Origin of the sequence: Affinundibacterium nitidum (assembly GCF_014284155.1) — a bacterium.
GTDB lineage: Bacteria > Pseudomonadota > Gammaproteobacteria > Burkholderiales > Burkholderiaceae_D > Undibacterium > Undibacterium nitidum.
This window is the reverse complement of the sequence record NZ_JACOFZ010000010.1, coordinates 47,597-63,651: the sequence shown is the minus strand read 5'-3', so window position 1 is coordinate 63,651 and position 16,055 is coordinate 47,597. Positions and strand designations below refer to the sequence as shown.

Annotated in this window: 9 protein-coding genes; 4 read left to right on the top strand and 5 right to left on the bottom strand. The window is 47.8% G+C overall.

The features are described from left to right. Positions 1-20 precede the first annotated feature (20 nt). From creB to H8K36_RS17195, 4 genes are all read left to right on the top strand, one after another. Positions 21-707 carry a two-component system response regulator CreB gene (gene creB, locus H8K36_RS17210; protein WP_186917760.1) on the top strand — a complete coding sequence of 229 codons (687 nt, stop codon included), beginning with the start codon at positions 21-23 and terminating at the stop codon, positions 705-707. Between the two features lie 11 nt (positions 708-718). Then, on the top strand, positions 719-2,188 hold the full coding sequence (creC, locus tag H8K36_RS17205; protein WP_186917759.1) for a two-component system sensor histidine kinase CreC: 1,470 nt from the start codon (positions 719-721) through the stop codon (positions 2,186-2,188). A 176-nt stretch (positions 2,189-2,364) separates the two neighbouring features. Beyond that, positions 2,365-3,804: a cell envelope integrity protein CreD gene (gene creD / locus H8K36_RS17200; protein ID WP_186917758.1), complete on the top strand. Its 1,440-nt coding sequence runs from the start codon at positions 2,365-2,367 to the stop codon at positions 3,802-3,804. A 253-nt stretch (positions 3,805-4,057) separates the two neighbouring features. Beyond that, positions 4,058-8,011 (top strand): sensor histidine kinase, encoded by a 3,954-nt coding sequence (locus H8K36_RS17195; RefSeq protein WP_186917757.1) that lies wholly within the window; start codon positions 4,058-4,060, stop codon positions 8,009-8,011. Positions 8,012-8,062: 51 nt separating this feature from the next. Here the strand turns inward: H8K36_RS17195 and H8K36_RS17190 are convergent, their stop codons facing one another. The 5 genes from H8K36_RS17190 to H8K36_RS17170 all read right to left on the bottom strand — a co-directional run bounded on the left by H8K36_RS17190 (position 8,063) and on the right by H8K36_RS17170 (position 16,037). Continuing rightward, positions 8,063-9,940: a M56 family metallopeptidase gene (locus H8K36_RS17190; protein WP_186917756.1), complete on the bottom strand. Its 1,878-nt coding sequence runs from the start codon at positions 9,938-9,940 to the stop codon at positions 8,063-8,065. Then, positions 9,937-10,335, bottom strand: coding sequence for a BlaI/MecI/CopY family transcriptional regulator (locus H8K36_RS17185; protein WP_186917755.1), 399 nt, complete (start codon positions 10,333-10,335; stop codon positions 9,937-9,939). Before H8K36_RS17185 ends, H8K36_RS17190 begins: the two co-directional genes overlap by 4 nt. Positions 10,336-10,462: 127 nt before the next feature. Continuing rightward, positions 10,463-10,771 (bottom strand): helix-hairpin-helix domain-containing protein, encoded by a 309-nt coding sequence (locus H8K36_RS17180; RefSeq protein WP_186917754.1) that lies wholly within the window; start codon positions 10,769-10,771, stop codon positions 10,463-10,465. A 71-nt stretch (positions 10,772-10,842) separates the two neighbouring features. After that, on the bottom strand, positions 10,843-12,537 hold the full coding sequence (locus tag H8K36_RS17175; RefSeq protein ID WP_186917753.1) for a M28 family peptidase: 1,695 nt from the start codon (positions 12,535-12,537) through the stop codon (positions 10,843-10,845). A 137-nt stretch (positions 12,538-12,674) separates the two neighbouring features. Beyond that, positions 12,675-16,037 carry a ligand-binding sensor domain-containing diguanylate cyclase gene (locus H8K36_RS17170; protein WP_186917752.1) on the bottom strand — a complete coding sequence of 1,121 codons (3,363 nt, stop codon included), beginning with the start codon at positions 16,035-16,037 and terminating at the stop codon, positions 12,675-12,677. Positions 16,038-16,055: the final 18 nt, after the last annotated feature.

Sequence of the window (16,055 nt, the reverse complement as noted above, 5' to 3'; positions counted from 1 at the left end):
ATCGAGACTGTATTCAGCTTATGTCGCAACACATCCTACTGGTCGAAGACGAAGTCGCTATCGCTGATAACCTCGCTTATGCCTTGGCGACTGATGGTTTTACACCTAAACACCTGAGTTTAGGACAAGCTGCGCTCGACCTACTTCAAACACCCGATCACCAGATTAGTCTGGTGGTGCTCGATGTCGGTCTTCCCGATATCAATGGCTTTGAAGTTTGCCGTCGCTTGCGTCAAACCAGCAATCTTCCAGTGATTTTTCTCACCGCACGTAGTGATGAAGTCGATCGCATCGTTGGTTTAGAGATTGGGGCCGATGATTATGTCACCAAGCCTTTCTCTCCACGCGAATTAGTGGCACGCGTACGAGCAGTACTACGTCGTCAGCTCGCTCCTGTCAGTAACAGCAAAGAGGTGCCAGAGCGTTTTGAATTGCGCGAAGAAGAGGCGCGTATTTTGTATTACGGCCATTTATTGATCTTAACGCGTTACGAGTACTTATTGTTGAAGACCTTAATTGAAAGACCAGGGCAACTATTCTCACGCGCACAATTGATGGATAAAGTCTGGACCCACGCTGCCAATACCATGGACCGCACGGTCGACACTCATGTCAAATCGCTGCGCGCCAAACTCAAGGCGATTAACGACAAAGATGATCCTATCGAAACCCATCGCGGCATGGGTTATAGCATCGCGGTCGCTTAATAAGAACGAAGATGAAAATCGGCCTGCGCATCCTACTCGGTTACTTCTTAATCTTAGGATTAGCGGCTTGGTTTGTCTTAAATGTGTTTGTGATGGAAGTACGACCAGGTGTACGTGCCACGCTAGAAGACACATTGATCGACACCGCACAACTATTAGCGCGCCTAGTCGCCGAAGATGTTAAACACGGTGATCTCGCCCATACTGAGCTACTCAAACGATTAGAAAACTACGCCCAACGCAGTATCGACGTCAAACTCAGTGGAGTACAAAAAACCAAATCGCAACTCGACTATCGCATCTACATCACCGATGACAAAGGCATCGTGATTTTCGATTCGGATCAGAAAGATGTGGGCAAAGATTATTCACGCTGGAACGATGTGTATTTGACTCTGCGCGGTCAATACGGCGCTCGTAGTACACGGGTTGACCCGAATGATGATGAGTCGACTGTGATGCATGTGGCAGCGCCCATCATGGACAATAACAACGACGGCAAACCACGACGCTTGCTCGGCGTGCTGACTGTCGCTAAGCCCATCTCTACCATCAAGCCTTTTGTCGAACGTAGCCAAAAGAAAATCCTGCAACGCAGCTTCTGGATCTTGATGGCATCACTGTTAATCGGCATTGGCTTTTCTTGGTGGTTAAGTCGCTCGCTCAAACGCTTGCAAGACTATGCCAAGGCCGTCAGTGTCGATGCGAAAACGACTTTACCCAAGCTCGGCAATAATGAAATCGGTGAATTGGGTTTAGCCTTAGAGAGCATGCGCGCTAAGCTTGAAGGCAAAGAGTATGTGGAAACTTTGATGCATACCTTAACGCACGAACTCAAAAGCCCCATCGCCGCCATTCAAGGCTCTGCCGAATTGCTCAAGGAAGACATGCCAGCCGCCGATAGGCAACGGTTTCTGAGCAATATCATTGAACAAAACCAACGGCAAAAACAATTAATCGACCGCCTCTTGCAGTTAGTGCGCTTAGAGAAGCAGCAACGTTTGGAGCAGGTGGAAAACATCGCATTACCGCAATTGGTCACCACCGTCATCGATGACTTCCAAACGTCGATCAAGCGGAAGGACATTCGCGTAGAAATCAATTTGCCCGACATTCATTTACGCGGCGACTATCTCCTACTGCGTCAAGCGCTTGGCAACTTGCTTGAAAACGCAATTGCCTTCACCTCACAGCATGGCTTGATTCGCTTACATGCGAGTGTTGAAGAAGGGTATGTCAGGCTATATCTCGACGATAGCGGCAGTGGCATTCCCGACTACGCAGAAGAGAAGATCTTCGAGCGTTTTTATTCTTTGCCTCGCCCAGATGCAGCCAAGAGTACCGGTCTAGGCTTGCCATTCGTCAAAGAAGTAGCGAGCTTACATAGCGGTAGCGTGCAATTAGTCAATCTTAAAAAAGTCGTTGATGGAAATGATGTCGTGGTCGGCGCGAGTGCGCAATTACGTTTGCCATGTATATGATGATATCGTAGACGTAGGCAGCAGCGCAGCATCTTTCCTTCTTCATTCCAAGCCACTTCACATTCAGCACACAATTCTCTGGCTCGGCCCCATATTCCCTTCACTTGACTTTCTTATGCTGTGGACTCTTGAGAACCATATCGGTTTCTCATCATGTCGTTTTCACAGGAGTCCCTATGCAAAGAAGTCTATTCCTCAAAGCGCTGAGTATTCTCGTTCTCATGCTCTTGATTGCCATTCCCTTGATGATGATTGAAGGCACTATACGTTCACGCATGATATATCGCGATGAAGCGGTGCGCAGTATTGCCGAAGATTCGGTTTCCAGTCAGACCTTACTTGGACCTTTACTCATTATTCCTTACACAGAGAATTATCAAGAAGAGGAAATTGAGGAGGCAAGCAAACAAAAAGTCATGCGCTCTCGCAAGACGAAACGCCAAATCTTCGTGTTCCCCGATCAATTGACGCTCAATGCAAGCGTCGATACCGATCAACGTTATCGCGGTATGCATAAAGTCTTGGTCTATAGCGGTCAACATTCAATGACCGGTGACTACGAAATTCCTAAGCTCGACGCCATTGCTCATGAAAAAAATAACTCCACGATTACGCTAGGCGAGCCTTATATCAGCTTGGGTTTAAGCGATACACGAGGCCTCAAAAATGTTCCCAAAATTAGTTTTGCCAAAACCGATTACGAGTTTAAGCAAAATAGTAAGCTCGATCGTTTTAGTCATGGCTTACATGCACCTGTACCGCTGGCGAATTTGCAGCAAGGCGGCAAGATGGCTTTCGAATTGAATCTCACAATCGATGGTATTGAGCAAATGGCCTTTGTACCCATCGCTAAAAACAATCAATTCACAGTTTCTTCTAAGTGGCAGCATCCGCAATTTTTCGGTCGCTTCCTACCTTCGGCTAAACCGACCGAACGTAAAATTGATGCCAATGGCTTCAGTGTCGTATGGAATATCTCGTCTTTGTCTAGCAATGCACAACAGCAGATTTTCGAAGCCGAATGCTGCACGACTGCGAACGCCAACGCCAATCGAAATAGCTATCCAAATGGCCCAGAGGTCGTCGCCGCAGCGCAAGCAGTAGGGCAAATTGACAGCTTCGGCGTTGCTTTTATCGAACCGGTCAATGCCTATTCCCAGTCCGACCGTGCGACGAAGTACGGCTTACTCTTTGTGGCATTGAGCTTCGCCGCTTTCTTCTTATTTGAGATTCTCAAACAGTTGCCCATACACCCCGTGCAATACACCTTGGTGGGTTTGGCGTTGGTGTTGTTCTTCTTGCTGTTATTGAGTTTGTCCGAACATATCGCCTTTTGGAAAGCGTACTTAGTCGCCAGCGGTGCATGTATAAGCTTGATCGCGGTCTACCTCAGCAATGCTCTACATAGCTGGAAACGCGGGTTAGGATTTGGTATTGCCTTGACTGTGTTGTATGGGGTCTTATTTGGATTGCTGCAATCGGAAAACAATGCCCTGATTATGGGAAGCGCATTATTGTTCGCGGTATTGGCCGCCATCATGTTAGTCACGCGTAAAGTCGATTGGTACCAGATCGGAAAAAGCGTCACACCGGAGAAGCCGACGCATATCGTTTAAACCCATACATTGAAAATTGATCAGGCCTGAATCAAGACACACTTTGATTCAGGCCTAATTTGTTATCAAAATTTTTACAGTGTCTCTTTTCTACCGCTGTCCGTGATCAAAAAACACCGAAAAATGATTGCAAGAACAAGCTCTCTAAAATTGCCCGTGCGCATCATCCCAAGCTAGATTACTATGGGAATAGGGTCTCCCTACCGCTCCGCAGACCACTCATCTACCCTAACCAGGCCTGGCAAATCTTTCTATGAAATTTTCAGCCATCAAACGCATCCCTCATTGGCGAACAGCACTTATCGCAATGGGCTTAGTATGTGCCGCCACGGCCAGTCTAGCCTCACAGCCTGGAACACTACGCTTTGATCAGATCGGCTCAGCACAAGGTTTCAGCGCCCAATCGATTACGACTGTCATACAAGATCGCCAAGGCTTCATGTGGTTTGGAACACAAGCGGGATTAGTCAAATATGACGGCTACCGCAATATCATCTACCGCAACGATCCGCGCGATCCCAATAGCTTGATGGATAACTACGTATCTGCGGCTTACGAAGATGGTGAAGGGAGTTTATGGATAGGGACACAATCTGGACTTTCTTACTTTGACAAAGCTAGCAACAAATTTACCAACTTTCGCCGGCAGGATTTACATAGCAAGGTGACTGCGAATTACAAAGTATTTTCGATCATCAATGATGGTGAGCGAGGACTCTGGTTAGCCACTGACTACGGCTTAATGCACTTTGATACCAAAACGCACGCATTTCAAGATTATCGACATGACTTTGGTGTGGACGAAGGCATTCGTACCGACCTACTTAACGCCATTGTCAAAGACAAAGAAAATAATATTTGGATCGCCACCCCGAATGGCCTCGATTTGCTCAGACCACCTGATGACAAGTTCATTCACATCAATATTGACATCGTAGGTCGTGCGCACGCGGCGCAAAATAATGTGGTCGACTTATCCTTAGGCCCTGACCAGATTCTTTGGATAGGTACTGATGCAGGCTTAGCGACGATCAATTTGAATCAGAAGCCTTATATCGTGCGTCCTGTAGGTGAAGCAGAAGGTTTTTCCATCGCCCGCATCCAAACGTTATATCAGGCCAATGATGGCAAACTATGGATTGGTACGATCAACGCGGGTTTACGTATGTATGACCCACAAACGGGCGAATTCACAGCCTATCGTCATCGCCCACTCGATCCCAATAGCTTGATGCACAACCATGTCAGTAAGATTTTTCAAGATCGCACTGGCGCCTTGTGGGTAGGTGCAAAGTCGTCCGGATTCAGCCGCGTTGATCTGCGCAGTGGCGGATTTAATCGCTATGTACAATTCAAAGACGATGCCAGTGGCGACAGCGATAATCGCGTACGCGCTTTAGCCCCAGCAGGCCCCAATCATTTATGGCTGGGAACTTATGCCGGTGGGCTACTCAAACTCAACACGAAAACGCGGCAAGTCGAGTCTTGGCGCAAAGAACCTGGTAAGCCAAATGGTCTTTTTGAAAATCAAATTGGAGCCTTACTCAACGCCAAAGATGGCAAATTATGGGTCGGCACTCGCTCTGGCTTAGCCCTATTCGACCCTCAGAAAAATAGCTTTACCCCCATCTCACTCGGTGATGAACCAAACGACAATTACATCGAAAAAATTATCTTCGATCGTGATAATACGATGTGGATTTCGAGCCGCGGCGGCATTCATCGCAAACGTGAACACGAAAAGCAGTTTAAGACCTTTCGACATAGCGCCAACAATCCAAGTAGCATCGGCAATAGTTGGTCGTTAACCTTGATGGAGAGCAGCAAAGGTACGATTTGGGTAGGCACCATGAATGGCCTCGACCGTTTTGACAGCGACACTGAAAGCTTCGTTCACTTTCGACATGACGATAAACAAACTGGGTCGATTAGCCATAACAGGATCCATGCTTTATTTGAAGACAGTAAAGGGCGCATCTGGGTTGGAACCGCCGGCGGTTTGAACTTGATGGAAGAAGACAGTGATGGACAAATTCGTTTTCGCTTTTATCCGACGCAATTGGATGGCTCCGCGGAATCTGTCGGCGGCATCTTAGAAGACAAACTCGGCAATATCTGGATCAGTAGTACGGCGGGTATATCACGCTTGGATATGAAAACCGGTGTATTCAAAAATTACACCTCGCGCGATGGGATGATTGAGGGCTCATATCTGATCGGTGCTACCTTGATGAGTGACAATGGTGTAATGAATTTCGGCGGATGGAATGGTTTAACCAGCTTCCGACCTGAAGAAATTCGCGATAATCCTATCCCTCCACCAGTGGTCATTACTGATTTCTTAATATCAAACCGTAGTATTACTCAGCTACACAATGATAAGCAGACTGGAAAAGGCATCGCAATCAGCGAGCTCAAAGAGCTAACACTCGATCATACAGAGTCGATATTTTCTATCGAATTCGCAGCACTTCACTATGCTGATCCGAGCGCTAATCGTTACAGCTATAAGCTCGAAGGATTCGATGATAAATGGGTCGAAACAAGCGCTGATAAACGCTTTGCCACCTTCACTAACTTAGATCCTGGCACCTACACTTTCCGCGTAAAAGCCAGCAACAAAAACGGTGTATGGAACGAATCACCGACTACGCTCAAAATTATCATCACGCCACCGTATTGGAAGACATGGTGGTTCAGGTTAAGTATGTTCTTGTTGTTAGCGGGTCTCACCTATAGTTTCTTTTTGTACCGAGTACGCCAACTCTTGCAACAACGTATGCAACTCGCGAATCAAGTCAAAGCCCGAACTTTGGAGCTCGAAGAACAAAAAGCCTCAATTCAGCAACAGAAAGAAATCCTTGAACACGCGCACAAAAACATCTCTCTGTTAAGTGAGATCGGCAAAGAGATCACCGCGACACTCGATACCGAAGCGATTATCGAACTACTGTATCGCAACGTAAATATGCTGATGGATGCCACTGTGTTTGGAGTCGGCTTCTATGATCGACAAAAACAATTGATCGATTTCCCATTTGTGACCGAGGCAGGAAAGCGCTACGAACACTACACACGCGATTTTCGCGAAAAAAATCAATTGCCTGTTTGGTGTATCGAACATCAGAAAGAAATTTTCATCAACGATCTCGAGCACGAATATAGCCAGTACATCGCCAGTTTGGCGCTGACGGAGAATCCAGAGGAATGGGGCGCAGTACTCAAAGATGGTTCGAGTTCAGTTACGCCGCAATCGGTGCTATATGTTCCGATTTTCGTCAAAGCTGAAATCCGCGGTGTGGTCGGTGTACAAAGCTTTAAGAAATTTGCTTATGCGACTACCGACCTCGACATTCTGCGTACGCTTGCCTCGTATGTAGGTATTGCTATCGACAATGCGGATGCCTATGAACAATTGAAAGAGACTCAAAATCAGTTGGTTGAAAGAGAAAAGCTTGCGGCCTTAGGTTCTTTGGTTGCGGGCGTCTCACACGAGCTTAATACCCCTTTGGGCAATAGCCTTTTGATCGCCAGTTCAATTGAAGACAACATCAACCGGATTAGTGAAGTGATTGAGTCTGGCCCCGTAAAACGTTCGGACTTTAAACAGTTTGCCGAACGCTGCAAAGAAGCCTGCGTGTTGTTGTTGCGTAGCCTTCGTACGAGTGCGAACTTAGTGAGTAGCTTCAAACAAGTTGCGGTTGATCAGGCAAGCGCTCAGGCTCGCGTCTTTAATCTGCAGCAGACTGCGAACGAAGTCGTGGCAACGATGATGAATCAAGTACGCCAAGCGGGCCATACTTTGCAGATTGAAATTCCTTCCGGCATACAACTCAATAGCTATCCCGGCCCCTTCGGTCAAGTCTTGATTAATCTACTTCAGAACGCCATGCTGCACGCGTTTGAGGGTCGACAAAACGGTTTAATGCGGTTGACCGCAAGTATGGTCGGTGAGGATCATGTCCGTGTTTGTTTCGAGGACGACGGAGTGGGTATTCCAGAAGAAAATTTAGGTCGCATCTTTGAACCGTTCTTCACCACTAAATTAGGTCATGGTGGTTCAGGTCTCGGTATGCATATCACCTACAACATTGTCACATCTATTCTCGAAGGCACGATCAAAGTCGAATCAGTGCATGGCCATGGAACCTTGATCACCATGGAATTTCCAACACATCTCGTCATCACACCGGCAGCAAGGACGTAAAAAATGGCTCTCTAGTTTAAGGAGAGCCAATTCTTCTTAAAGGCTTAGAACTTAGCCTTTCGTTGCCGGTGCGACCAGTCCCTCTTTCTTTGCTGACTGAATAATTTCCTTCACTTTTTTCTGCGCTTGCGCTGTTGCGAGCTCCATTTCCGTGCCTAACGCCTCCATTTTCTTACCCAATGCTTCCATTGGTTTTCCTGCTTCTTCCATCTTGGCACTCAGAGCTTGTAATGGTTCTAAAGCCTTAGCTAAAGCCTCACCGTCAACCTTGATTTTTTCCGATTTGACTTGTATCTGTTTAGCAGCGACTTCCATCGAGGCTTGTACTTCGTTCAGATGTTTCTGTGCTTTATCGCGCTCTGCTTTGTCTTTCGCTCTAACCATTTTTTCGGCAGCGGCCTCCATTTTTTTCTCAAAGACTTCCATCTTCTTTTCCAAGGCTTGCATCTGCACTTCAACAGCACGATCAATTTTAGCCTCATCGATATGGATGGCTTCCATTTCTTTGCCGATCGCTTCCATCACTTCACCCTGTGCCTCCATTTTCTTGCCCTGTTCTTCCATCTCAGCACTTAGCTGATTCACGGGCTTGAAGGCTTCATGTACTTGTTGCAAAGTCTTACTATCTTGGATTACGTAAGACTTACCCTCTTCTTTAAACCATAAAAATTCACCTGCTCGTTCTTGCTTGAGTCGCTCGATTTCTTTATGGTCTTTTGAGCTACCGCTCATGTAATAGTGACCGTCCTTATTTCCACTCACTAAGGCCATCGGCATTTCAACGGCCGCTTCACGTAGCTGCTTGCGTGCCGCCTTGTCTGGTGCTGGAGCGCTAAAGGCAACGGGTATAGCAGCGGGTGCTGCAAGGCTGACTGCTGCCGGTGTACTTGGAGTGACATTTATTGCGGTCGCTTGCGCAACCAAAACTGCGCAAGCACTTGAGATCCCTAATAAAGGTAAGGTGAGTTTCCAAGAAAAAGCTTTCGCGGGAAGCTCAGGACGAACTAATCGTTTGATGCGTGACATAAGATTTCCTCCATGTGCCGAAAGGGCCGGTTGGGGGTGGGAGAACTGGAATTGTTCCAGCTCGGACAATGCAAGCGCCAGGCGCCGCGGTTCGCCTAACAATCCTGCGGCTAAATCATCTGCAATTTGTTCGCGCTCCATGCGTATCTGTTTAGATATCCACCAGACAGCAGGGTGATAGAAGAGAGCGATCTCAATTGCGCTTTGAAACAAGTTCACTACGTAATCCATACGTTTGACGTGCGCCACTTCATGAGCCAGTAAAGCTTCTATGAGTTCGGCTGGCATCCCAGTCAATAATGAGCTCGGCAAAATCACGATAGGCTTCCACCAACCGGCCGTCATCGGCGATTCGAGTTGGTACGAAAGGCCAAGGCGCAAGTTTTCTTGCATACCGAGACGTCTTGCAAAATCGTTGACCTTGGCCTGCCACATCGGATGAACATGCTGTTCAGCATGCGCGATTTGTTGACGCACCCACAGCATGCCCAGAGCCATGCGTAGAGCCAAAACCAAGACTCCTATGGCCCAAATAATTACAAGTAAAGGCATCTGCTGTTTCAGAAAACTTTCGGTTGTACTGCTAATCTGCGACCACAAACTAAGGTCGCTAGATAAGTTCGCGGTGGGTACAGGAGCAAGCTCAGCCACTTCAACGGTGGTCGCGCTGGCACTTAGATCGGTAATTACAACAGAATCGCTGTGTTGAATAACATAGGAGATTGGAAAAGCGGCACATAAGATCAAAGCGCTACATGCCAAAAGATATCGCCACTGAGCAGACTTTCTGCGTAAAGCAAACAGGCCTAATGCCGTGATTGAAGCGAGTAGAGCCCCCTGCCAGACGAAGTGTAAAAGCGCCCAACCCAAGGTGCTCAAGCTATTGGCGAAGTCGAGATTCATTTTTTATCTCCATGCAGAAATTCTTGAATTTCTTGACGATCTTTATCACTCACATGCTCTTTGAGAGCGGCCATAATCAACTCCTTACCGGAGCCCGAAAAAGCTTTCTGAATAAAATCTTTGAGCAGATTGGTTTGTAGTTTTTCTTGCGGCTGTGCGGCCGCGTAAACGTGAGAGCGCGCACTTTCGTCGCGTGTCAATAATCCATCGCTGTGCATGATCTGCAATTGGCGGAGGACGGTGGCTTGATTAATTTCAGGGCGCTCGAGCTGCACCAATTCAAACACGCGCTTAGCTGTTGCTGGCCCGTGCTGCCAAAGGGCACGTAACAGGGCGAGCTCAGCTTGAGTTGGCTTACGAATTTGACTTGGTTTTACGTTGGATGTGGATGTCATTGCTCAATACTCCGTTGATATGGAATACAGCATATAACATCTAGAACAAAATTTCTAGAACTTTTTTTCTATATTTATTTTGTGTCTGCGGGAACTTTTATTTGGCTCACGCAACGTGCCTGCAACTTTATGTATTGGCTTCTTTGACGACAACTGCGTAACGCTGCTTACGCTCTTCCGTATAGTCCCACCAAACCGCTGGAGCTTCACCCGCCATAAAACGCGTGACCGACATGAAGACGTCAATCATACAAGGGTCATGGCGCACACCGGTGCGTACGCAGAGCTCTTGATACATTTGAAAAGGATCGGCACCAACCAAGTCTTGTGGTGTTTGATAGCCCAAGAGCATGAGATCGCCAGCAGATGCTTTGCCGATATTGGGGAGATCGGTCAATTTTTGTAATTTGTCGCGCGATACTTTGGTCGGGTGCATGTTGAATCTCCATAAAAAAAGCGAAGCCAATTTTTCTCGACTTCGCTTTTTTGAATGCTAATCACATCACATTATTTTGCACTCGCACGTGCCTTGCCAAACGCATCGCCCGCCTTCCAAGCCGGCATTTTCGCCGCATTCGCTACAGCCTGACCCAAGTTCAGTGTGAATTGTGCTTGTTGCACCATGCCAGATAAATCCCAGCTTGGATCAAATTCATCCGTCACTTGGTGATAACGTGCCCCATAGGCTTTGGCTTTTTCTGTCGATGCCGCTTGGTCTTTCAAGAACTCACGACCACCTTCGATCGAGAATGCAGGTACACCATTTTTTGCGAAATTGAAATGATCGCTACGGAAGTAGCCACCAGCCAAATCTGGTTCGGCTTTTGCGATTTCCATACTCATCGACTTCGCCACTTTCGCCGCAATCGCACCTAACTCGGTACGCTCACTTCCTTGAGTGCCAATGTCACGTGTTGGACCAACAAAGTTCAAACTATCGAGGTTCAAGTTAGCCGCCGTTTTATTCAAGGGCCATAAAGGCTGCGCGCCATACAAAGCACTACCGAGCAAACCTTGCTCTTCGGCCGCTACCCACAAGAACATTTGACTACGCTTTGCTGGATGCGCTACGGCTTCCTTCGCCATCGCTAACAAAGCAGCAGTGCCAGAACCATTGTCAACCGCACCGTTATAGATCGTGTCTGCACCCGTACCTTGCTTACCTAAGTGATCCCAATGCGCACTGTAAATAACGATCTCATCTTTCAGCTTAGGATCGGTTCCAGGAACAATGCCTGCGACGTTAAATTGCTCAACGCGACGAATCGCTGCCTTGGTTTCACCAACCAATTTCGCTGACAAAGCGACGGCTTGGAAGTCTTTCTTCTCAGCTGCTGCGCGCAATTTGTCTAAGTCTTGACCTGCACTGGCGAACAATTGACGCGCCGTGTCTTCTGTCATCCACCCTTGCAAACCCGTACCTGGTGCCGCACCATCCAACTGGAAGCGTTCATTCAACCAGCTGTTTTGCACTACAGACCAGCCATAGCTCGCACTTGGTGTCGTGTGGATCAATAACACCCCAGCCGCACCTTGGCGTTTAGCTTCTTCAAACTTGTAAGTCCAACGACCGTAATAGGTGAGAGCTTTGCCTGCAAAGCGATTTGCTTCTTCTGCCGTCGGCTGTGGATCATTCACCATCATGATGACGATCTTATTTTTGACATCGACGTTTTTGAAGTCATTCCATTTTTCTTCTGGCGCGGTAATACCGTAACCAACGAAAACCAAGTCATGATCAAACTTGTGCTCGGCCACCGCATCGCCGGGTGCCCACACCCAGTCTTTACCAAAACTAATGTCGAGCGCTTTGCCGCCAGCGATCAATTGCGCAGAGCTTTGCTCTGGCAAAGATTTGACGCCAGCGATTTTGACCAATTGACGATAAGAGTTACCGTTTGCAGGTTTCAAACCGACGACTTGAGATTGGCTTTCCAAGTACTGTACAGTTAAGTCACCACCGCGCTGGCCCGTACCACGACCTTCAAAGAGATCGGAGGAGAGCAAAGCTAAATGCGCGCGTAAAGCCGATTCTTGAACCACTCCGCCCCAATAATTGGCTGGTCGCAGATCGCTGCAGGCAGTCACTGCCTTGGTTTCTTTTTTTGATTTCGCGACGACGTCGTTGCAAGCGGCATGTGCATTAGAAAATGCAGCCACCAAGCTCAACGCCAAAGCTGACCGTAATAATCCTTGTTTCATAGTGCTCCTGATTTTTATTGTAGAAAGTAAATGTGCCCACCGAGGGAGATGGGTGTGATTTTCAATTCGCGATGATTATAAAGCTCTTACTCAGTTTGCCAAGAGAAAACCTCAGTGCCGACTCGACTTTTCTGAGTTCACTTCTCCCAGCCTTGGATCCAGCTTAATTCACTGGTATCGGCCAATGAACTGCGGACTTTGACCGCACCGTGTTCAATAAGTTGCTCAATCTCGAGTGCAAGATCGCCGCTCGGTGCTTGAACAACAGCATTGTCTAACAGATAGAGTCCAACCCAGGCATTGCGCCCTGCACGTTTAGCGGCGTATAAGCATTTATCGGCAATACCAACTACCTGCTCCCAACTATAAGCTTCGATTGCTTTCGGCATGAAGGGATAGGTCGCTAAACCAATCGAACAACTACGTTGTAGGGTCTTGCCATCAGAGAGTCTAAAATGATGCTCAGCGATGCGGCTGCGAATACGTTCAGCAAGTAACTCTGCTTCAGCAAAATGCGTGTGACGAACAACGATTAAAAATTCCTCGCCACCCCAGCGAATGATAGTGTCGCTATCTCGTACAGACTCACGCAATATACTGGTCGTTTGATTGAGGACTTGATCGCCCGCCGCATGTCCGTATTGATCATTGACCGATTTGAAGTGATCGATATCGACCATCATAAAAATCAGATTACGATTCGCCTCGCCTTTATTTTCGGCTTGCAGGCTATAGCTGCGCTGGACTTCTGCAATATCATCTGCAATACACAGATTGAGATAGCGGCGATTACGCAAACCCGTTAAGGGATCGGTCAAACTCTGTTGTTCCAAGGCGCGACGTGAAACCTCAAGCTCACGGGTGCGTTCTTGTATTAGTAGTTCCAAATTACGGTTCTTATTTCGCAAAGCCCACAGGCGCCAGCGTAACAATGAGTAAACCAAAGCACTAAACAGCGCCAAATACAGCAGGTAAGCCCACCAAGTTTGGAACCATGCCGGCATAACTCTGACATTGAGCATCAAATCAGGCTCGCTCCACACTCCATTACGATTCGTTCCACGTAAATGCAAACGGTAATCTCCTGGTGGCAAGTTGGTATAAGCAGCAAGCCGACGTGTGTAATCGGTTTCTATCCAATTCTTGTCATAACCTTCTAAGCGATAGGCGTAACGATTATGCTCCGCAGCGGAATAATCCAGAGCGGCAAATTCGACGACCATGCTGTTGGCATCGGCTTGAATGACGAGTTTCTCCGCGTTATCACCAACGAATCTTGCATGATTAACCGCCAAAGTTTTACCGCCGAGTTGAATACTCGTGACGACCAGCGGAGGGCGATATTCATAGGGTTTAAGTAAGGATGGACGCACCACAGTCATGCCACCCACGCCACCGAAAATCAGATTACCGTCGCGCGTCTTGGCGCCTGAAGTCGACCAGTAGCCCATGATCGCTACACCGTCGGGTTCAGCCAAAGGCTGCACCTCAAGCGTTTTCGGATCGATTTTTGCTAAGCCTTCATCGGTACTAACCCAAATCTGACCAGTATGGTCTTCCAGTACTTTATTCACTAAGTCGTTGGGCAACTTTTCGGCTTTACCTATGTGCTGAAAGTCAAACTGCCCCGCCTGTTTTCCTGGTCGCAGAATATCCAATCCGCCGCCTTGCATACCAACCCACAACCAACCACGACTATCGAATAACATCGACGACACGTTGCGATGCGTAAGACTGCTTTTACTTTTTGGGTCAGGTTTGATATTTGAGAGCTGTTGGCTAATCGGATCATAACGATACAGGCCGTCTTGTAAGGTTGCTACCCAAATTGCACCATCTGGGGCACGCTTTAATTCCGTAATGAACTTGGTTCCCAGCGATTTAGCCCAATCCGTCTGCATGACAGTATCTTGATTCGGCTTGCTTAGATCTTTTTCCCAGAGTCCTTCTGGGCCACCAATATACAAGCGCTGCTCGACATGCAACAAAGCAGCCACTCGCAGCACCGGATTACGTGGTGTGAGATTCAGACGACGCACACTGTTTCCACGCCTATCGGTCAGATACAAACCCTTATCGGTGCCAACATAAACATCATTCGCACCAACGGGATAAATCGTGAAAACCGCACTTTGAGGCAATGCGGATTGTGGGTTCGCATCGTCACCTTTTAGCGCACGAAATGTTTGGCTATTGGGGTCAAGAATGCTAATTCCTTGATGCTGAGATCCGACCCAAACACTGCCATCGTCAAAACCATGGGCTGCAAAAAAATCGATCCCTTGTAAGCCATTAGCGCGATTATCGCCACCAAACAAACTCAAGATCGCTTTTGAAGAAGGGTCATGAATACTGATACCGCGTTGGCTGCCAACCCAGATCAAACCTGAACGATCACGGATAATCGACCACACTGAATTATCCGCCAAACTACTCGGCCGATTCGTCTCATGCACCAAGCGTTTGGTTTCTAGAGTTTTGGTATTGACCACCAGAATCCCGCGGCCATAGGTACCCAGCCACACCTCATCGTCTGCGGTCTTTTGAATGAAGTACACATTTTCGTTGATGGTTTCAGCTACTTTGCTGTTCGGTTTTTGCACCAACAACCGTTTAGGCTCAGGGTCATCGGGTGTAATGTAAAACGCCCCTGAATCAAAGGTGCCTATCCACACTTTGCCATCAGAACTGGCGCATACGGCCACGACACGCTGGGCTTTTCCTGCGGCAATCGGCAAAGGTACTCGCTTTAATTGCTCGGTGCGTGCATCAAATTTAGCTAAACCTTCACTGGTACCGACCCAAATATTGCCTTGTCCGTCACGAGCGACGGTACGAACGAGATCTGAAGGCAAGCCGTCATCACTGACATGGAACTGGCGAACTTTTCCTGTTTGCGGATCATAGAAATTCAAGCCGGCTCGGGTTGCCAACCACAAATTACCTTTCTCGTCACTGGTGATTGAACTCACCGTGACATGACTAATCCCACCTGGGCCAGTCGGCACTCGCACAAAGCGATCGAGCGACTTGTCGTACATGGCTAAACCGCCGCCATTTGTACCTACCCATAGCCGTCCTTTGCTGTCTTGATGTAATGACATGACATAGTTGTCGGGCAAACTATGTGGGTCATTTGCTTGTGGCAGATAATTACGAAAGCGATAACCATCCCAACGCGCTAAACCACCTTGCGTGCCAACCCAAATGAAGCCGTCGCTATCTTGCGCCAAAGAAGTCGCACTATATTGCGGCAAACCCTGCTGCATCGAAAGGTGACGAAATACGGTATCAGCCAGCTTGTCCCAAGCTTCTGGGTTTGCTTGCGTCGCGCTAGTCGTTACATGAGATGGATTTGCGAATGCTGAGGAAAGACTCACACATGCAAAAGCGATTCCCAGCAGGCCGGCGTTGATTGTCAGGCGAGAGGTTTGTGCGAAATTGGAAGACAGGTCGTGCTTAATTGCTCGCAGTCGTACGCCAACCAATGTCAGGTTCATGCCTTCGCTTCCTATGAG